At 64.5% G+C, this 19,945-nt stretch carries 11 protein-coding genes and 3 pseudogenes; 5 read left to right on the top strand and 9 right to left on the bottom strand.

Annotated elements, in window-relative coordinates:
- Positions 1-91 precede the first annotated feature (91 nt).
- The gene (locus RE429_RS30250; protein ID WP_414475994.1) at positions 92-1,402 is read left to right on the top strand and encodes an NRAMP family divalent metal transporter; all 1,311 of its coding nucleotides are present in this window, start codon (positions 92-94) and stop codon (positions 1,400-1,402) included.
- Positions 1,403-1,585: 183 nt separating this feature from the next.
- On the opposite strand, the pseudogene RE429_RS30245 reads toward RE429_RS30250, so the two are convergent.
- Positions 1,586-1,912: pseudogene (locus RE429_RS30245) on the bottom strand (tyrosine-type recombinase/integrase); the annotation flags it as partial.
- A gap of 52 nt (positions 1,913-1,964) precedes the next feature.
- Here RE429_RS30245 and RE429_RS30240 point away from each other — a divergent pair.
- Positions 1,965-2,275, top strand: a pseudogene (locus tag RE429_RS30240) (IS6 family transposase); the annotation flags it as partial.
- Between the two features lie 35 nt (positions 2,276-2,310).
- On the opposite strand, the gene RE429_RS30235 reads toward RE429_RS30240, so the two are convergent.
- Positions 2,311-3,579, bottom strand: coding sequence for an IS256 family transposase (locus RE429_RS30235; protein ID WP_414475993.1), 1,269 nt, complete (start codon positions 3,577-3,579; stop codon positions 2,311-2,313).
- A gap of 98 nt (positions 3,580-3,677) precedes the next feature.
- Between RE429_RS30235 and RE429_RS30230 the strand changes: the two are divergent.
- Positions 3,678-4,082: pseudogene (locus RE429_RS30230) on the top strand (DDE-type integrase/transposase/recombinase); the annotation flags it as partial.
- 112 nt (positions 4,083-4,194) lie between these two features.
- Here RE429_RS30230 and RE429_RS30225 read toward each other — a convergent pair.
- From RE429_RS30225 to RE429_RS30215, 3 genes are all read right to left on the bottom strand, one after another.
- Complete coding sequence (locus tag RE429_RS30225; protein WP_414476493.1) at positions 4,195-4,731, bottom strand: ATP-binding protein; 537 nt, start codon at positions 4,729-4,731, stop codon at positions 4,195-4,197.
- Positions 4,732-4,811: 80 nt separating this feature from the next.
- A complete protein-coding gene (locus tag RE429_RS30220) occupies positions 4,812-6,038 on the bottom strand; it encodes a glycosyltransferase (RefSeq protein WP_414475992.1) in 1,227 nt (408 codons plus the stop codon).
- 235 nt (positions 6,039-6,273) lie between these two features.
- A complete protein-coding gene (locus RE429_RS30215; RefSeq protein WP_414475991.1) occupies positions 6,274-6,756 on the bottom strand; it encodes a hypothetical protein in 483 nt (160 codons plus the stop codon).
- Positions 6,757-7,297: 541 nt separating this feature from the next.
- Here RE429_RS30215 and RE429_RS30210 point away from each other — a divergent pair.
- Positions 7,298-9,883, top strand: a complete 2,586-nt coding sequence (locus RE429_RS30210) for an autotransporter domain-containing protein (RefSeq protein WP_414475990.1) — start codon at positions 7,298-7,300, stop codon at positions 9,881-9,883.
- Positions 9,884-10,088: 205 nt separating this feature from the next.
- On the opposite strand, the gene RE429_RS30205 is transcribed toward RE429_RS30210, so the two are convergent.
- On the bottom strand, positions 10,089-10,721 hold the full coding sequence (locus tag RE429_RS30205) for a tyrosine-type recombinase/integrase (RefSeq protein WP_414475989.1): 633 nt from the start codon (positions 10,719-10,721) through the stop codon (positions 10,089-10,091).
- Positions 10,722-10,997: 276 nt separating this feature from the next.
- Positions 10,998-11,636 carry a GntR family transcriptional regulator gene (locus RE429_RS30200; protein ID WP_414475988.1) on the bottom strand — a complete coding sequence of 213 codons (639 nt, stop codon included), beginning with the start codon at positions 11,634-11,636 and terminating at the stop codon, positions 10,998-11,000.
- 204 nt (positions 11,637-11,840) lie between these two features.
- Between RE429_RS30200 and RE429_RS30195 the strand changes: the two genes are divergently transcribed.
- Positions 11,841-17,441, top strand: a complete 5,601-nt coding sequence (locus RE429_RS30195) for an autotransporter-associated beta strand repeat-containing protein (RefSeq protein ID WP_414475987.1) — start codon at positions 11,841-11,843, stop codon at positions 17,439-17,441.
- A 484-nt stretch (positions 17,442-17,925) separates the two neighbouring features.
- On the opposite strand, the gene RE429_RS30190 is transcribed toward RE429_RS30195, so the two are convergent.
- Together RE429_RS30190 and RE429_RS30185 are read right to left on the bottom strand one after the other, a co-directional pair.
- Entirely contained in the window at positions 17,926-19,122 is a 1,197-nt protein-coding gene (locus RE429_RS30190; RefSeq protein WP_414475986.1) for an IS91 family transposase, read from the bottom strand.
- A 10-nt stretch (positions 19,123-19,132) separates the two neighbouring features.
- On the bottom strand, positions 19,133-19,903 hold the full coding sequence (locus RE429_RS30185) for a tyrosine-type recombinase/integrase (RefSeq protein ID WP_414476492.1): 771 nt from the start codon (positions 19,901-19,903) through the stop codon (positions 19,133-19,135).
- Between the last annotated feature and the right edge of the window lie 42 nt (positions 19,904-19,945).

Genomic DNA, 19,945 nt, shown 5'->3' with positions numbered 1-19,945 from the left:
GTATAGAGCAGATCCGTCGTCAAGTGCAGGTGTCGTGCAACGATTAAGCTTGTCGGGCGTTTCTCCCCGACAGCGTGAGCGTAGGCGTGGCATGCAGGACAACGTGGATCGGTCCTCGGACCAAGCGGCTCCAAGCCCCGTCGTTGGCCCGAGCAAGCCGCGTCTTCTCCAGGTTCTCGGGCCGGGGCTGATCACCGGCGCGTCCGACGACGATCCGAGCGGCATCGCCACCTACAGCCAGGCCGGAGCCCAGTTCGGCTATGGCTTGAACTGGACGCTGCTGCTCACCTTCCCGCTGATGAGCGCCGTCCAGATCATCAGCGGGCGCATCGGACGCACGACCGGCCGGGGCCTCGCCGGGAACCTGCGCCAGTACTACCCGAACTGGCTGCTGCAAAGCATCGTGCTGCTGCTGCTGATCGCCAACATCATCAACATCGGCGCGGATCTCGGTGCCATGGCCGACGCGACGCGACGCGTGTTCGGCGGTCCGGCATTCCTGTACGTACTCCTGTTCGCGGCGGTCTCGGCGGGCCTCCAAGTGTTCCTCCAGTACACACGTTATGTGGCAGTCCTGAAGTGGCTGGCCCTGGTCCTGCTCAGCTATGTGGCGACGCTGTTCATGGTAAAGGTGTCCTGGGGCGAGGCGCTGACCCGTCTGGTGGTCCCGTCCAACCCGTGGAGCAAAGATTCTCTCACGACCATCGTGGCAGTGTTCGGCACCACGATCAGCCCATACCTGTTCTTCTGGCAATCGAGCCAGGAGGCGGAGGACGTGCGCGAGGTCCCTAGGCGCAAGCCGCTCGTCAAGGCACCCGAGCAGGGGGAGGGGGCCCTTGGGCGCATCCAACTCGATACCCTGGCCGGCATGGCGGTTTCCAACCTGATCGCGCTGGCGATCATGATCACCGCGGCGGCGACCCTGCATGCCCATGGGGTCACGAACGTCGAGACCTCGGCCCAGGCGGCGGAGGCGCTGCGGCCGATCGCGGGAGCCGCGGCCGAGACCATCTTTGCGCTCGGCGTGATCGGTACCGGGCTGATGGCGGTTCCGGTTCTGGCGGGGTCCGCCGCCTATGCCATCGGCGAGGCGCGCAAGTGGCCGGTCGGACTGGCGCGACAGCCGATGGAGGCCAAAGCGTTCTATGCCATGGTCGTCATTGCCACGGTGCTGGGCGTGGTCCTGAACTTTACGCCCGTGAATCCGATCTCGGCCCTGTACTGGAGCGCGGTCATCAACGGCATCGTGGCGGTCCCGGTGATGGCGATCATGATGCTCCTGTCGGCCAGGCACGAGGTGATGGGCGAGTTCATTGTGAAAGGCTGGCTCAGGGGGATCGGCTGGGCGGCAACGGCTGTGATGGCGCTGGCCGCCGTCGCCATGGTGGTCACATCGTTCTGAAAGGAAGGGGCGAGTAGTCGCCGGGGTTGATCTGCGCACAATGCTTACCCTGCGATGCCGGAACATTTCAGATTGGCACGTACCGGTCGTTTGTTCCGCGGCTGCTTAAGCCTCAGGTCCGGACGTTGCATCCGTGATGCTGGGTGAACTCTGAGGCGGCTCGTCGCCGGGCCGCCTCTGCGCTTAGATTTCAACCTGTTCTGCAATCAAAAGGGCATCGTCAACGTCGATGCCCAGATACCGCACGGTACTCTCAATCTTGGTGTGGCCGAGCAGGAGCTAGACGGCCCGGAGATTACCGGTTCGGCGATAGATCATCGAGGCTTTGGTCCGGCGCAGTGAGTTCGTGCCGTAGGCCAAGGGATCGTGTCCAATCGCACGAAGCCAGGATGCCAGCAGCCGAGCGTACTGGCGCGTCGTCATGGGCTTTCGCCGATTGATCCGGCTCGGAAACAGCGGTTCACCCTTGTGCAGATCTTTCTGCTCGAGCCAGCGCCCCACAGCATCCCGGGGGCACCGTCAGCTTAACCTGGAGGTGACCGGATGCCGGCATAGGTAGGGGATGAGATCGACCCATCAGCCCCGTTATGCCCGTCATGCTTCCCGGCTGAAGTGATCAGCCATGCTGTCTGGTTGTACTTCCGGTTCCCCTTGAGCCTGCGCATGGTCGAGGAGATTCTGGCGGCCCGAGGTATCCTGGTCAGCCATGAGACCCTACGGCAGTGAGCGCTGAAATTCGGCCAGGACTTTGCCAAGCAGATCCGTCGGCGTCTGCCCGCACCCGGGGACAAATGGCACCTGGACGAGGTCGTCATCACCATTGCTGGTGAAAAGCATTGGCTCTGGCGGGCGGTGGATCAGAACGGGTTCGTGCTCGAGTTATGCCGGAATTTAGGTGATGGGGCCGATCAGGCGACGTTGTGTGATGGCGTCGGAAGGATCTCGGCGCCATCCTGGAATCTGACACCGGCGATCACCTTCGGCAACTGGTTTTCGCCCATCAGCCGCCGCCAGGTTTTCGAAGCCGCCATGATGAGCTTGAACACCATCAGCCGAGCGGTCGTGGGCGACAACGCGCCCTTGGTGCGCACGGTCCGGTGCCGCACCGTCGCAAACACACTTTCGATCGGGTTTGTCGTGCGCAGATGGATCCAGTGCTCAGCGGGCCAGTCGAAGAACGCCAGCAGCGCCTGCTGGTCCCTGCGTAGGCACTCCACCGCCTTGGGATAGCGCGCCTGGTAGGCCTCGGCAAACAGATCGACAGCGACCTCGGCCTGAGCTCGGGTCGGCGCGAGATAAATCTCGCGCAGGGCGGCCTTCATGCCCGGCTGTACGGACTTGGGCACCTTGTTGAGCACATTGGCGGTCTTGTGCAGCCAGCACCTCTGATGATGCGTGCGTGCGGGGAAGAGCTCATCGAGCGCCTTCCAGAAGCCGAGTGCCCCGTCCCCGACGGCAATCCGGGGCGGGATAGTCAAACCACGACGTTTGATCTCGACCAGAAGCTCACGCCAGCTCTGGGCGCTCTCGCGCACCCCAGCCCGGAAGCCGACCAGCTCCTTCTTGCCCTCCGGGGTGGCGCCGATCAGCACCAGGATGCATTCGGCTTGATCCTCCATGCGGGCCTGCAGGTAGACGCCGTCGGCCCAGACGTAGACGTACCGGCGAGTTGCCAGGTCCCGGGCCTGCCAACGCTCGTACTCGGCCTGCCATTCGCCGGTGAGCCGGGTGATAGCGGACGGCGACAGGTTCGGGGCGTCCTTGCCGAGCAAGGCCGAGAGTGCCTCCTGGAAGTCGCCGGTCGAGAGCCCGCGCAGATAGAGGATCGGCAGCAGCGCATCCAGGCTCCTGGTGCGCCGCGCCCATTTCGGCAGGATGGCCGAGGAAAAGCTGATGCGGTCCCCGCCGACATCACCCCGGTCGCGGATCTTGACCCGGCGGACCTCAACCGGGCCGATGCCGGTCTGGATCGTGCGCTCGGGGCCATGCCCGTGCCGGACCAGGCGCTCACGTCCGTCCGGCAGCTTCAGATCGCGCATGCTGGCGAGAAAGGCCTCGGCTTCGATTTCGATGGCTTGGGCCAGGAGCTTGCGGGCGCCGGCGCGGAGAATATCGGTCAGGGGATCGTCAATCGCGTCGGGCTGACGAAGGCGGACAATGTTGGTAGTGTCGGTCATGACGTATCGCTCTTCTTGAAGAGGTTCTGGCAGGCTGGACACCCGCCTCGATACGTCGCCCTTCTCAAACCGTCATCACCCACATTCCGAAATAACTCTTCGTGCTCGACATCCTAGTCCAGAGCCGTCGGGACACAAAAGCCGCGAAGCGCCTGCTGCGGAAATTGCTCAAGAAGCAGGGTAGAACGCCCTGCGTGATGATCACGGATAAACTCGCCAGTTATGCAGCGGCGAGAAAGACGGTCATGCCTAGTGTGGAGCACCGACAACACAAAGGCTTGAACAACAGAGCGGAGAACAGCCATCAACCCACCCGACGACGCGAGCTCATCATGAAACGCTTCAAGTCAGCTGGGCAGGCCCAGCGCTTTCTCTCAGTTCATGATGAGATTGCCAACCTCTTCCGTCATCCCGCGAACTCTAACGCCGCTGATCGTCACCAGTCCCGCGCCCGAGCCTTCGAAGTTTGGGCCGAGGTGACGGGCACTGCGGTGGCCTTCTGATCCATCGGCCTAATGAGGCATTTTGCGTTCAGCTCGTTAAATTGACGGTGCCTTTTTGTGCTACCTAATACCGGTAAGGAGGCATAATGAGCCGGGATGAGCCAGGGCAGACCTATGAGACCAAGCGAAGCGCCCCACTATGCACTGCGTTGATGACCTCGCTCAGAGTATCCTGCGGGCTGTGCCCGTCGGTCCTCAGGACGTGGCGCTCAAGCTCGCCGAGGCAAGACAGCTGCTGGTAGAGGGCTGTAATGGGCACAGGATCGGTCAGCGTGGTGCCGCCGCGTTCACGACACCGCCGGATGGCAACATCGAGCGGTGGGCGGAGGACAACGTAGTGGAGGGGTACGGACAGGGTATTGAAGGGCTCTAGGAACCAGGGTCCAATGATCCCATCCAGCACAACGAAATAGCCCCCCTTGGCATATCTTTCTGCTGCCTTTGCGAGGACGTCGATCACCACTGCGTTCTGCCCGTGCGCTTCGGGCAGAAAGGGTGCGACCGCACCGTTCTTAATGAAATGCCAGAAGTCGTCGGCATGTAGGTGCACCTTCGGAGCCCCTGGCTCTTGGGCAAGCGCCTGGGCCGTGGTCGTTTTCCCTGATCCTGGTGACCCGGTCAGGATAAGCACTTCACCTTCAAGATCGATCATGCGCGCCTCTATAACACACCGTGCCAGTTGCAGAAGGCCGTGCGCGTAGGATCGCGGCCTCAGCCAAGTGCATATGTCTATGGCTTGCCGCCGCGGATCGCGCGAACGAGCATGTCCGCAGCGACCATCGCCCCGTTGCTGCGGATCGACTTGGCAATGGCCGATGCTCGCTCGCGGGTCGCAGGGGCCAGCGCCGTCTTGAGCGGGGCTGCCAGCGATCCGGCCCTAGGGATCGGGCCATCGTGCGCCGCGCCGATGCCGAGTTCGGTGACACGGCGAGCCCAATAGGGTTGGTCGGCACCCTGGGGGACCACCACCTGAGGCGTACCGGCACATGCGGCCGCCGTGGTCGTTCCGGCGCCACCATGGTGCACGACTGCTGCGACCCGAGTGAATAGCGCTTGCTGGTTGACCTCGCCGACGGCGAAGCAGTCGTCCCGACTATCGATCGGCGCAAGATTGGCCCAGCCTTGGGCGAGGATCAGGCGGCGGCCTTGCGCGCGGACCGCCTCTATGGCGACACGGGCGAGGTTGTCCGAGGTGTGCATGGCCATGCTGCCGAAGCCGACATAGACCGGAGGGGCGCCAGCACCGAGGAACGCCTCTAGATCGGCCGGGAGCAGACGCGTGTCCGGCAGGATCCATGCTCCGGTCTGTGCAGCATCAGTTAGGTCAGTCGGATGCCACGGGCTGAGGATCGGGTCCGATGCCAGCCATGGACGGCGTGTGAAGACGTGATCACGCACATTGTCCACCCTCGGCAAGCCGATCGATGTGCGGTGGGTGTTGACCGCCGCGCCGAAGAGCCCGTTCATCGCCTGAACGTTGAACTCCCATAGCGCCAGGTTGTCGGTCAGTTCGGGCGGGTGCGGCCAGCCGGGGTATTCCATGGGTGGGTGGTGCGGCGACGGGAGGATGATCGGGTAAAAGCCCACCAAGACAAATGGGATCCCGAGTTTTTCGGCCACAGACTGCGCGGCCGCCACGGACGGAAACAGGCCGGTGGCGACGATGGCATCGCAGCCGTCGGCTGCTGCCGCGATCGCGTCGAACTGGGCGGGGACCATCATGGCCGCGAGTTGGGGCAGGCGCAGGCCTGACTGCTTCGCCGTCGCGATCCATTGGCGCACGGGCATGAAGGCCGGTGCCCATGGTACGCCAGATCGGTTCAGCAACTCCACGAATTCGGCATCGGACGGTGCGCAGACCAGCGCCTCCGCACCGATCCTCTGCAAGGCCAGGCCAAGCCCCGCCAGCGGCTGAACGTCTCCGCGTGACCCATAGGTCGACAACAGCACACGCATCGTTACGGCTCCCTCAGGTTCGGATCGAGGGCAGCATTTATGGGCCATCGCGGTGGGCTTGCCGCAAGCCGGGGGGCCGCTATAAAACAATAATGGAGAGGGGTGATCGCTCTCCACTTCCCTGCAAGCTGGAGTTTTGAGCGCTGGGCTGGAGTTAGTCCGCCCTTGCGGAAAACCGCTCATGGGCAGTAATGCGCCGAACGGCTACGTCGATCGGGCGCATGTAGATTTGCGACTATAAGAAGGTGATTTCCTCCTGGAGCTGTCCTTCTGGGACGTCGATCCACCATGCTTTGGGCGATCCGTCCGACCCATCCGACCAACGATAGGATCGCGCCTTCAGGAGTTCCTTGCGCTCGAAGGGCGTGTTCGGCGCCCTGATCCGGCATGTGATGGCCTTGGACGCCTGCAGGAAATAGGAAATTGGGGAGAGGCTGGATTTCGGCAGCGGGAGCTTCAGAATCTGAAGGGCGGCGAGGCAGTCTTCGGCCGCACGGTGTGCCTGGAAGAAGAAGCCGCTCTTCATATCGATGTAGCTGAGAGTAAGGCTTTCAAAGCCCTCCCCCTTCCACGGAACTTCGTCGAGCGAGCAGGCCCACGGCTTCGTGGCGAAAGCTGGCGAGAGCCTCTCCAACCAGCGGCGGTCGAAAGCGGCTTTGTGAGCCGCACAAAGCTCGGCTTCACCGACCAGGGCATTAACGGCATCAAGGATGCTCACATGCGGGGCTCTAGAAAGCCAGCGCGGCTGGAGCCGATGGCATCCAGCGCAATGCCGGGTGTGACGGCCGCGCAACGCAGTTCGGCTTTTCGCCTCATCGCCGACGATTGAAACGCAGGGGCAATCCCCGTGAGACGCTCAGGCAATCGCTCACGGGAAAGGCATGCTATGGGCCCATGATCCAACGGAGTTTCTCGAGGCTCCGTATGTCAGATGAGAAGAGCTGGGGGGAGAGGATGGGCCTATGTCGAAGGAGAGCACTTGCAACCGTGTCGAACGCTGCCTTCTTTGACGTTGGCCACAGGGGTTCAGACATACTGAATATCGAAAACGATGGGGCGTCATCGGCAATGACGCGCATCTCGGCAGCACGGATTCCGGGATGGACAAGGTGACGGCAATCTTTTCCGAGCCCGAAATGCTTTCACGCCTCTCTGCCCTGCTGTCGGGGACCGCTGCTCGCGCAATATTAGTTGCTGCAGCGATGACACTGGTTGAGGCTTCCGGCGCACCGACTTATGCCCAATCTGCGGATTCACTTGTGGGAGCGAATGGATCGAACGGGGGTGACGCCGCTATCAGAACGGAGGGACCCGGTGGTGCTGGCGGCACAGCGGGGGACGGGAGTTTCACGTCGGGCGCAGGCGGCACCGGCGGCCGCTATCGCCGTGTCCTTCCCGGCGCCGGATCGGGTCCCGAAGGCGGAGCAACCGGAACAGATATCGAAGGAGGCGGCAACGGTGGCGGCCCTGACAGCGGCGGTGGGGGAGGCTCCGGAGACAGCGGCGGTGGCGGCGGCGGCGGCGGCGGCCGTGGCGCAACTGTCACCAGCATTCTCAGCAACAGCGGAATCATCACAGGGGGCAACGGGGGTAACGGCGGCAATGGTGCGAGGACGGGCGACTGGTCCGGCGGCGGCGGCGGCGGTGGCGGCGGCAACGGCGTTGTTCTGACCGGCACTGCGATCACCAACGCGGGCACGGTCACCGGCGGCAACGGTGGCAATGGTGGTAGAGGTGACGGGTTGCTTTATGGTGGGGGGGATGATGGAACTGGAGGAACCGGCGGCGTCGGTGTTCTGGTGCAGACGACAACCGGTGCAACCATCGACAACAGTGGCACGATTGCCGGCGGTGTCGGCGGCATTGCCGGTGGCTGGGGTAGTACCCAGCAGCGGGAAGGTGGAGACGGCATCCGGGGCGAGAACCTGACGGTCATCAACAGCGGCACGATTGCGGGCGGTGATGGCAGCAATGCGATCACGTTCACCGGCGGCACCAACGTGCTCGAGCTGCGCAAGGGCTATTCGTTCACCGGGACCATCGCTGGAGACGGAACCGACACGTTGCGCCTCGGCGGCGTCAGTGACGCTGGCTTCAATCTCGCCACCTTGGGGAACAGCGCACAGTTTCAGCACTTCGAAGAACTTGAAAAGACGGGCGCATCGACCTGGACGGCGACCGGGACCAGCGACTTCGCGGGCCCGACCGCCGTCCAGTCCGGGCGATTGGCCGTCAACGGGTCGCTGGCCAATTCCATTGTGACCGTGGCGAATGGCGCCATCCTGTCGGGAGGCGGCACGATCGGCGGCCTGGTGGTCCGGACTGGGGCTTCCGTTCGGCCGGGCAATTCCATCGGCACGCTGACGGTGCACGGCAATGTCAGCTTTGCAGCGGGCTCGACCTACCAGGTCGAAGCGAATGCCGCCAGTCAGTCCGATCACATCGTGGCCACGGGCACAGCGACCCTGGCGGGCGGCACCGTGCAGGTGCTGGCGGAGAACGGCGTCTATCTGCCCTCGACCACGTACACGATCCTCACCGCGAGCGGCGGCGTGACCGACACATTCGACACGGTCACGTCGAACTTCGCCTTCCTGGCTCCCTCGCTGGGCTATGACGCCAATCATGTCTTCCTGACCCTGGAGCGGAAGACGGTTCCGACCGATCCCACCGATCCGCCCCCGCTGGCGTTCACCTCGGTGGCTGCGACCCGCAACCAATACAACGTGGCCGGCGCGGCGGAGGCCCTCGGCGCTGGTCACCCCGTCTTCGACGCCGTGCTCGGCCAGAGCGTTGCCGGCGCGCGGCAGGCCTTCGACGCCCTGTCGGGCGAGGTGCATGCCTCGGCGGTCACGAGCGCCTACGGCGATGCCCGCGAGATCCGGAACACCGTGCTCGGCCGGTTGCGGCAGCCGGTCGGCTCGCCCGCCACGGTGGCGGCGGCGTTCGCGGCCGATCTGCCCGGCGTGGCGCCGCTCCCGGCGCCCGTTCCGGTGCCGACCCTGGATCCGCGCCGTTTCGCTCTGTGGGGTGCGGCCTTCGGCTCATGGGGAAAAGTCGACCGCAATGGCAATGCGGCCGGCATGGACACCGCCACGGGCCGCTTTGCGATCGGCGCGGACGCGACCTTCGACCAGGCCTATCGGATCGGCATTGCGGGCGGGTTTACGCGCACCACCTTCGACATCGACGGGCGCCGGTCCTCGGGCTCGAACGAGAGCGTGTTCGGGGCGCTCTACGGCTCCGGCACCTGGGGCGGGCTGAACCTGCGCCTGGGCACCTCCTATGCGGTCCATGACATCGACACGAGCCGCCGGGTCGTCTTCCCCGGTTTCAGCGACGATCTCAGGGCCTCTTACAACGGCTGGACGGCCCAGGCGTTCGGAGAGCTCGGCTACCGCTTCGAGGCCGGTGTTGCGGTCCTGGAGCCCTTCGTGGGCGCGTCGATCCTGCGCCTGCACACCGACAGCTTCGGCGAGGCGGGCGGGGCGGCGGCTCTCACCGGCTTTGCGCGCGGCTACGATCTCGGCACCACGACGGTGGGGCTGCGGGCCGAAGCCCAGGTGAGCCCGGAGCTGCCGCTGACCGTGCGCGGGCTGCTGGGCTGGCAGCATGCCTATGGCGATGTCCGGCCGGAGAGCCTGCTGGCGTTTGCCGGCGGAACCTCGGTCTTCACGGTGGCCGGCGTTCCGGTCGACTGGGATGCGCTCGTGGCCGAGGCGGGGCTGAACTGGCAGGCCTCCGATGCGCTCAGCCTGGGGGTGAGCTACAGCGGCCAAATCGGCGAGCATGCGCAGGAGCATTCCGTCAAAGGCAATCTCGTCTGGAAATTCGACACCCATTAAACCTGAACGCATAGACTGAGGCGGCGCTCCGTGCGCCGCCTGTTTGCTTGCTTCGGGTAATTGGGCAGATCTTCAATCATTCGGAAGGTCTCGTTATGGCACGCGCCGGTCGTTTGTCTTTGGGCTGTTTAAGCCTCAGGTCCGGCCGTTGGTCCCTGATGCTCGGTGATGGTAGAGGCGGCCCGTCGACAGGCCGCCTCTGGGTTCAGATCTCAACCTGCTCGGCGATCAGAAGGGCATCGTCGACATCGATCCCAAGATACCGAACAGTGCTCTCGATCTTAGAGTGGCCGAGCAGAAGCTGCACGGCCCGGAGATTGCCGGTTCTCCGATAGATCATCGACGCTTTGGTCCGCCGTAGGGAGTGGGTGCCATAGGCGAGGGGATCCAGACCAATCGCACGAAGCCAGGACGCCAACAGGCGAGCGTACTGGCGCGTCGTCATTGGCCTTCGCCGATTGACTCTGCTCGGGAACAGCGGCTCGCCCTTATGCAGGTCCTTCTTCTCCCGCCAGCGTCCCACAGCCTCCCGGGTCTGCTCAGTGATCTCGAACTGAACAGGTCGGCCGGTCTTCCGTTGCATGACCGTAGTTCGGGACCGCACCCGGCCGTTGAGGGCTACATCGTCGACCCGGAGCGCGACCAGGTCACAGGCCCGCAGCTTGCTGTCGAGGGCGAGATTGAACAGAGCCAAGTCACGAATGCGCTGCGCCACTTGGAGCCTGACCCGAATGGACCAGACCTCCTTCGCCTTGAGAGGTGGCTTGGGTCCTATCAGCTTGCCCCGGTTCCAAGGTGCTGTGGTTCGGCAGGGATGGTTGGCAATCTGGTCTTGCATTGCAGTGCTCCTGAAGCAAAGCCCCCCGCAATGAACCTTGGCCGCTATTGTCGACCGGAAACCAGACCCTGTCCTTTAGGATCTTCGTCAGCTTAGCAGGGTTGGACAGACGTTCACTCCTCCTCGCCAATCTCTTTCTCTGACCCATTTCAGACTTTCGAACCGATGCGAACCCGGCCGTGCGCTGGCATGGTGCTGCCGGGATCAGCCTGCGGCCGTACTTGCCTGATTGGGCCTTCGGGAATTCTGCCAATCCGGGGGACTGCGGTCATGGGCTCAGCGGAAGACAGCCGGCGTCGTGTCCTGAGCCAGCACCGCCTGGAGCCGCTGGGCGTGCTCCTCGAAGACGGTTGCCGCGGCTATGAAGTCTTTGCGGACGATCGCCTCATGGGCCTTCTCGAGCGTGCCGACGTAAACGGGCCAGTTCTCAATCCTCATCTCGAGTGCCATCGAGCGGTGGTAATGGTACACGTGCAGCGCCTCGAGCAGATAGGTCATGTAGCGGTTGCCGGAGAGATCGATGATCGCCGCGTAGTAGCGGCCGATCTCGCGCAGGAGCGCCGGGTAGGAGCGCGCCGCCATCGCCAGCCGCATCTCGGCAACAATCGGATCAAGCACTGCCTTCAGTTGCGCCTCGCTGCTCCTCCGCAGCGCCTGGAACAGCGCGCCGGTGTGGAGGCTGACCAGGGTCTGGACCATGTCGGCGAGATCCTTGCGGTCGAGCTTGCGCACCCAGGCGCCGCGGTTCGGGATCAGGTCAAGCACGCCCTGGCCGGCGAGCATGCGCAATCCCTCACGCACTGGTCCGCGCTTGAGCCCCAAGGCGGTGCACAGATCGTTCTCAATCAGCTTCTGGCCCGGCGAGAGCCGTCCCTGGGCGATGCCATCCCGGACATACGCCATCACCCGATCCACCTCCGGTGAGGATCCTCGGGTCCGGGGAAACACATCCTGCTGCGGCCCATCCGGCATGGGCATTTCCGAAGGGGGAACGTCGACGAGGGCCACTATACGATCCATCCGGCCCGGTCAGTCGATATTTTTGTTAGCAAAAATGAGTGCAAGAATTTATACCGCGGTCTGAGCATCCAGTCGAGCCTATCGCAGAGGAGTTGAAGAGTGGTTGAGAGCGTCTCAGGTACAAAGTTTGCATATGCCCCCCACTCCTCGACGCGTCTCGCGCTGCTCCTGGCCTCGACCTCCATTGCTGCTCTGTTGGTGTCCATCGGCGCCGCAGGGGCGCTCGATATCGATAACGGTCAGGCGGAGTACTACGGCACGGACACCGAGATCGAGGGGAGCCTCTATGTTGGACGCAGGGACACGGGGTCCTTAATAATCGGCGAGCGGGCAACCGTCACGCACCAAGAGGTCCCGCCCTACGACGCGGGTTCTGCCTACGTCGGCTATGAATGGTTCAACGACAAGCCCGCCATCGGATCCGTTACCGTCACAGGCGCAGGATCCCGTTGGGTGGTTCCCTATACCCTCGACATCGGCAGGGGTGGGAACGGTACCGTGACCGTCGAGCACGGCGGTGCGGTCGATACCCATCTCCTTGGCCTCGGTGGGGGAGCCACGGGATTTGGCACGCTCAACATTCTCAGCGGAGGCAAGGTCTCCGCACTCCGGACGCTCATTGGGTCAAGCGGTCGGGGCAACGTGACCGTCAGTGGGGCGGGATCCGAGTTGACAAGCTCGGAGAGCATTCGGCTCGGCTACCTTGGTGCGGGAAATGGCACTCTCACGATCAAGGACGGGGGCAAGGTCGTAAGCCCCGACATCGTCTTCAGCTCCTATGCTGAGCCGGTCACCGTTGAACTTCTCGACGGTGGTATTCTCGAAACAAACGGGTTCCAACAGCTTAGCGGGAGCGGCAAGATCCTGTTCGACGGCGGCATCCTGCGGGCGGCCGACCCCAGCGCGCGGTTTTCGAATACCCTATCACGGGGCATCGAGCTCGGCGCCCAGGGCGGCACCATCGATTCCAACGGCGCAACCCTGGCCATCCAATCCCAAATCTCGGGGCGCGGCGGCCTGACGAAACGCGGCACCGGCACGCTCTCGCTCGAGCGGGCCAACAGCTTCAGCGGCGAGACGAATGTCCTCGAAGGAACCCTGGCGCTGGCTGGCTCCGGATCCATCAACGCGTCGTCCGTCAACATCGGCGACGGCGCAGTGTTCGATGTCTCCGCTATCCAATCGGCGCGTACCGTGAAGGGATTGTCTGGAGGTTCCCTCGCGACAATCAGGCTCGGCAAAATGCCACTGTACCTCGATATTGCGGGTGCGAGCACGTTTGGCGGCACGATCCAAGGAGGAGATGAAACGAATCTGATCAAGACGGGCGCAGGCACCCTGACCCTCACCGGTACGAGCTCCTTCATCGGGTGGACAACCATCATGCAGGGAACACTCGTTACCAATGCTGAGGCTCTTGATTACTCTGCTGTCGCCAACAACAACGGACATCTCGTGTTCGATCAGGCGGTCTCGGGAACACACAAGGGCGGGCTGATCACCGGGTTCGGTTCCCTGGAGAAGAAAGGGGCAGGAACGCTCACTTTGCTCTCAGATCAACGATACACCGGAGCGACGACCGTCAGCGAAGGCACCTTGGCGCTAGTTTTTACGACGACCTTCGCATCGCAGATGATCACCGTGAAGGAAGGCGCGACGCTCGATCTCAATGGGACCAATGAAGGCCTCACGCTGAACGGCATTGCGGGAACGGGTACCATCAGCCTCGGTCTCAAGCGCCTCATCGTCGGCAACGCTCAGGATAACGTCTTCGGGGGAGTGATCAGCGGGACGGGAGGGACCACGCGGGGAGGGGTCGAGAAGCGAGGGGCCGGCACCCTGTTCCTGAATGGCGAGAACACCTACACGGGCGGCACCACCATCACGCAGGGTGGGATCGTCACGCATGCCGGAGGGCTGGGAGAGGGTCCCGTCACCATGGCCCACGGGACGCACCTGACGTTCGATCAGCAGGGCGTCGACCGCGTGTTCGCCGGCGGCCCGATCTCCGGCCTCGGCCGGGTCGAGAAGACCGGCAACGGCAAGATCGAGCTGCAACACGTCAACACCTATGCGGGCGGCACGACCATCGCGCAGGGCGGGATCGTCACGCATGCAGCGGGCCTCGGCACGGGCCCCGTCCTCAACAACGGGACTCTCGAATTCAAGCAGAGCACTGACGGCGCCTTCCAGGGCGCGATCTCGGGTTCGGGTTCGCTCACGAAGTGGCATCCGGGCAAGCTGACGCTGGGTGGCGACAACACCTACACGGGAGACACCCTCGTCAATACGGGCACCCTCGAGCTGACCGGAGACAACGCCATCGGTTCGATCAGGGTGGCCCCGAATGCCAATCTTGTCCTCTCCGGAAACGGGAGCATCGCTTCCTCGCGGGTTTGGATGACGGACACTGCCGAATTCGACATTTCAGGAGCTTCCGGGGACCGGGAAGTTGCCGGGCTGACCGGCATAGGGCACTCCACGGTGAACCTCGGCGCGAACAACCTCATCGTCAATGAGGCGGACTCGTTCAGCAGTTTCGAAGGCGCCATCTCCGGGTCGGGAGGGTTGATCAAGAGAGGTGCCGGCGACTTGTACCTGATGGGGACTAATACCTACACGGGCGACACGGTCGTCGAGGCTGGCGGTCTCGGCCTTCTTCCCGGGGCAACTTTGAACGGGAACGTGCGCGTCCTTTCGGGAGCGATGCTCGGGGGCTACGGAGACATCGCAGGCAACGTGGATGTTGCATCCGGTGCCCGTCTGCTCTCAGAAACCGGCAGCGCGTTTAGCATGGGCTCGCTCAACCTTGCGTCAGGTTCGACGGTAGGCACGATCCTCACGATGCCGGGCTCTGCCGCGTTCAGCGTGCTCGGCAACCTGACCCTGGGCGGCAACCTCGAGATCAACGCCCTCTCAACCTTGTCCCTCGGCGAATCGTATCGGTTGTTCGACTACGGCGGCACGCTCACGAACAACGGGATGGCTCTCGCGAACACCCCTGCCGGGTTCCAGGCTGGCAACTTCACCATCAATGCCGCTGACGGAAAGGTCGAGCTGATGATCGCGGCGGTCACGGGCGACCAGTACTGGAAGGGTGGCTCCGGCACGTGGTCATCCGCGCCGGGTTGGGCAAACGCCGACGGCAGCAGCCTGCTGACGGAGTGGGACGGCAACACGGCGATCTTCGGCGGCACCTCTGGTGATGTCGATGTCCAGGGCGCGCAGACCTTCTCCAACCTGCGTTTCGAGAGCGACGGATACCTCCTGCACACGACTTCGAACGGGGAGCTCGCCATCGCAGGCGCGCAGGGCGGGATCAACGTGGCGAGCGGGTCAACGGCTACACTCGATCTTCCTGTCACAGGAACCGGGAAACTGGCCAAGGCCGGTGCCGGCACGCTTGTTCTGTCCGATGCGAACACCTACTCGGGTGGCACGCACATTCAGGCGGGCACCCTCGTGGGAACGGCGACCAGCTTCGGCACGGGCGACATTGAGAACGACGGTATCCTGGAGCTGAACCAGGCCACGTCCGGCACGCTCACGGCGGATATCTCGGGCACCGGCCAGTTCCTCAAGTCCGGTTCCGGCACCTTGGAGCTGACCGGCCGCAACACCTACTCCGGCGGCACGAGAATCCGCGACGGCAGGCTGCTGATTTCCTCGGACGCCAATCTCGGCGCCGCCACGGGCGGTATCGAGTTCGTCAACACCAGCAGCCTGATCTTCGGCTCCGCCTTCGACCTGTCGGCGGGCCGCGCGATCGTCCTCACCGCCGGGTCCGCCGTCTTCGATACCAATGGGTTCGACACCACCATTCGCTCCACGATCTCCGGCAATGGCGTGCTCGTGAAGGTCGGCGCCGGCTCTCTGACCCTCCTCGGTCCCAACACGCACCAGGAAACCGCCGTCAATCAGGGAACGCTCGTCGTCAATGCCCATAGCCTGGCCAGCAGCGCCGTCAACACCGTCGGCTCCGGCGCCGAGCTGGTGTTCGATCAAGGAGCCGATGCCTCGTTCGCGCACGCGATCAACGGCAGCGGAAGCCTCGTCAAGGGGGGCGCAGGACGACTGAACCTCACGGGAACACACGGACTGACCGGCAACACGTTCATCCGCGCGGGCAACCTCGCCGTGAACGGCTCACTCGGGCAGTCTCACGTGACCGTCGGTGCCGATACCACCTTGTCCGGCAGCGGGACGGTCGGCGGCCTCGCGGCCCTCGACAAGGGCATCGTGGCTCCCGGCAACTCGATCGGCACCCTGAAGGTGGCGGGCAATGTCACCTTCGGTCCCGGCTCGTTCTACGACGTCGAGGTCAACGGAGCGGGTCAGTCCGACCGCATCGCCGCGACGGGCATCGCCACTCTCAATGGCGGCACCGTGCGCATCTTTGCCGACCAGGGCCAGTACTCGCTCTTGCCGTACACGATCCTGACCGCGGCGGGAGGCGTCACGGGCAAGTTCGACGGCACCGAGGCCGGCGCCGACTTCGCCTTCGTCGTGCCAACCCTCGGCTACGATACGAATGCGGTGACGCTCACGCTTGTCCGCAAGGTTGAGCCGCAACCGCCAGGGCCGGAGCCGGTTGCGTTCCACTCGGTCGCTGTCTCGGCCAACCAGTACCGCGTGGCCGATGCGGTCGAGGCGCTCGGGGAAGGCAACCGCCTGTTCGACACCGTGGTCGGCGCCAGCGCCGGCGGCGCTCGGCAGGCGTTCGACGCCCTTTCGGGCGAGGCTCATGCCTCGGCGGCGACCACGGCGGTCATGGATGCGCAGCGGGTGCAGAACAGCATCCTCGACCGTCTGCGCAACGAGGCTGAGACCGCCCCGAGGAACGTGGCCTACCCGACCCTCGACCCGCGTCGGGTCACCTTCTGGGGGGAGGGCTTCGGCTCATGGGGCAAGGTGAATTCCAATGGCAATGCCGCTGGCATGGACACCTCCACCGGAGGCTTCATTCTCGGCGCCGAGACGAAGATCAACGAGACCTATCGCATCGGTGTTGCGGGCGGCTTTATGAGCACGTCCTTCGACATCGACGGCCGCCTGTCCTCGGGCACGACCGAGAGCGTGCTCGGGTCGATCTACGGGGCGGCGAAGTGGGATGCCGTCAACGTTCGTCTTGGCATGATCTATGCTCATCATGACGTGGACGTGAACCGCACGATCTCCCTCCCGGGCTTCAGAGACAAGGCGTCGGCCTCCTACAATGGGTCGACCCTGTTGGCCTTCGGCGAGATCGGCTACGAGTTCGACCTCGGGAAAACGAAGGTCGAGCCGTTCCTCGGAGCCTCGGTGATGCGCCTGCACCTTGACAGCTTCCGTGAAGATGACGGTCCGGCGGCTCTGGTCGGTTACGGCCGCACGTATGAGCTCGGCACCACCACGATCGGCATCCGCGCGGAAACGCAGCTCGGCACCGACCTCCCGCTCACTCTTCGCGGCCTGGTAGGATGGCGACACGCCTTTGGCGATGTTAACCCGTCGACTCTGCTCGCCTTCTCGGGCGGTGTGTCGGCCTTTGAGGTCTCCGGCGTCCCGCTCGATCGGAACGCCTTTGTGGCGGAGGCTGGCCTCGACTGGCAGATCGCCAAGGATATGACGCTGGGCGTGTCCTATGCCGGCCAGATCGGTCGCAGGGCGCAGGAACATGCGGTGAAGGGCAACTTTACCTGGCACTTCGAGACCCGGTGAGAACCATTCCGGCAGACTTGCTGATAAAGCTAGGCTGCACAGCCAAGGGCGGGGTGCCATAGCACCCCGCCCTTGGCTTCCTCTATAATGAACCGCGGGTGCGATATCGGGAAGGTCTCGTTATGTGTAGGGTTTCGGATGCCGGCCATCACAGGCGCAGCCAGATGCACCGGGGCCGGCGTCCGAAAGCCTCCAGGGAACGAACCCGCGGGATGACGAGCGCAGGTTTTGACCTATGGAGATTTGACGGCTCCGCCTGGCCCGCTGTGGCCGGATAAACGTGTTTGGCGTGTTGGACGTGAGGCTTCGGCCGGTGGCCGGCGCGCGTGAAGCTCGCGCAGGTTGCGATGCGCCCGTTGAAGGACAGATGATGTCAGCGTTGAGACCTGTTTGACCAAGGCCCGCGAGCTCCGTTGCACACAGCCTTCCGACTGCCGATGGTGAGCGCCTTGGGCAGCGTTGCAATCCGGTTTGTGGTTTGAGCTCATGGTGTCTGCGTCCCAGGCGGCGCGCGGGCATAGTGGCCGCGTGCGAAGGTCTCAAGGACGATCATGCGGCCGCCGCAGCAGGGGCAGCGCGGCCTCGTGTCCGGAGATGCGGCGAGGCCAGCCTTGTCCGTATCAGCGCAGTCCGTCTCAGGCTCCGGCACGGCGAGCAAGGCGCGGGCCCGCAGGATGTTCGCCTTGCGCCCGGCGCTGGCGAGAAGGCCGTAATGGCGAATGCGATGGAACCCCTTGGGCAGCACGTGGAGCAGAAAACGCCGGATGAACTCGCCCGCATCGAGCGTCATCACCTGGTCGCGCTCGGCTCCGTTGCGGCGATAGTCCTTGCAGCGGAAGGTGACGCCCCTCTCGTCGAGCGAGATCAGCCGAGAGTTGGCGATCGCGACGCGGTGGGTGTAGCGCGACAGATAGGCCAACACAGCCTCAGGTCCTGCAAAGGGAGGCTTGGCGTAGACGAACCAGTTCGTCCGGCGCAGGGGCGCCAGGAAGGCGGCAAAGGCATGGCGGTCGCTCAGGCCCTGATCATCGCCGAAGAACTGGAGATGCCCGGCCGCATGGGCGTCGGCGAGCTTGGACAGGAACAGCCGCCGGAACAGCCGCGAGAGCACGCGCACGGGCAGGAGGAAGCCGGGCCGGCACGCCACCCATCGCTCACCGTCGAGCGAGAGGCCACCGCCAGGCACGATCATGTGCACGTGCGGGTGGTGGGTCATGGCCGAGCCCCAGGTATGGAGCACGGCGGTAAGACCGATGCGGGCGCCGAGATGCCTCGGATCGGCGGCGATCGTCAGCATTGTCTCGGAGGCGGCCTTGAACAGCAGATCGTAGATCACGGCCTTGTTGTGCCAGGCGATGGCGGCCATCCGGGCCGGCAGCGTGAACACGACGTGGAAGTAGCCGACCGGCAGCAGATCGGCATCGCGCGCGGCGAGCCAGTCCCGGGCCGCCGCGCCCTGGCACTTCGGGCAGTGCCGGTTGCGACAGGAATTGTAGGCGATGCGGACCTGGCCGCAATCCTCGCAGCCCTCGACATGGCCGCCGAGGGCTGCGGTGCGGCAGGCCTCGATCGCCGCCATCACCTTGATCTGGCCAAGGCTGAGATGGCCGGCCTGGGCCGCGCGCCAGGCGGCGCCATGGCGATGGAAGATGTCGGCGACCTCGAGCGGCGGGCGGTGCACCGCCGCCCTGTCATCCGTCCGGCCGCGCCCCGTCCTGCGGCCCAGGCCAGATCCGGTCGAGCGGGCTCATGACCGTGCGGATCGTGCTGGTGGCGACGCGGGCATAGAGCGCGGTGGTGTCGAGCTTGGCATGGCCGAGCAGGACCTGGATGACGCGAATGTCGATGTCCTGCTCCAGCAGATGCGTGGCGAAGCTGTGGCGCAGCGTGTGCGGCGTCACCCGCTTCGGGATCCCGGCGGCTTGGGCTGCGGCGTGGACGGCGCGGTTCACCTGACGGGTCGACAATGGCGTGACCGGATTGCGGCCCGGGAACAGCCAGCCCTGGGGCAGCATCAGGCCGCGGCGGCTTCCCTCGCGCCACCAGGCGCGCAGGAGCTCGAGCAGTTGCGGCGACAGCATGGCATGGCGGTCCTTGCGGCCCTTGCCCTGTTCGACCCGGATCAGCATGCGCGTGCTATCGATGTCGGTCACCTTGAGCGACACAATCTCGGAGACCCGCAATCCGGCGCCGTAGGCCGTGCCCAGCGCGGCCCCGTACTTGGGACCTGGCGCCGCTTCGAGCAGCCGCGTGACCTCCTCGAGGCTGAGCACCAGCGGCAGCTTGCGCGGCTGGCGGACGAGCGCGAGACGGCGGGCGAGATCGGGCCGGTCGAGGGTCACGGTGAAGAAGAAGCGCAGCGCCGCGACGGTGCTGTTGATGCCCGGAGGCTGCAAGCCCGCCTGGGTCTGGTGCACCTGGAACCGACGCAGGTCCTTGTAGGGGACGCCATCGGCGCCCACCAGCGGCAGCGCCTTCGCGAGCACTCTGCTCCCGGAGTGGGT

Origin of the sequence: Microvirga sp. M2, assembly GCF_047497095.1 — a bacterium.
Lineage (GTDB): Bacteria > Pseudomonadota > Alphaproteobacteria > Rhizobiales > Beijerinckiaceae > Microvirga.
This window is presented reverse-complemented; position numbering and strand designations above follow the sequence as displayed.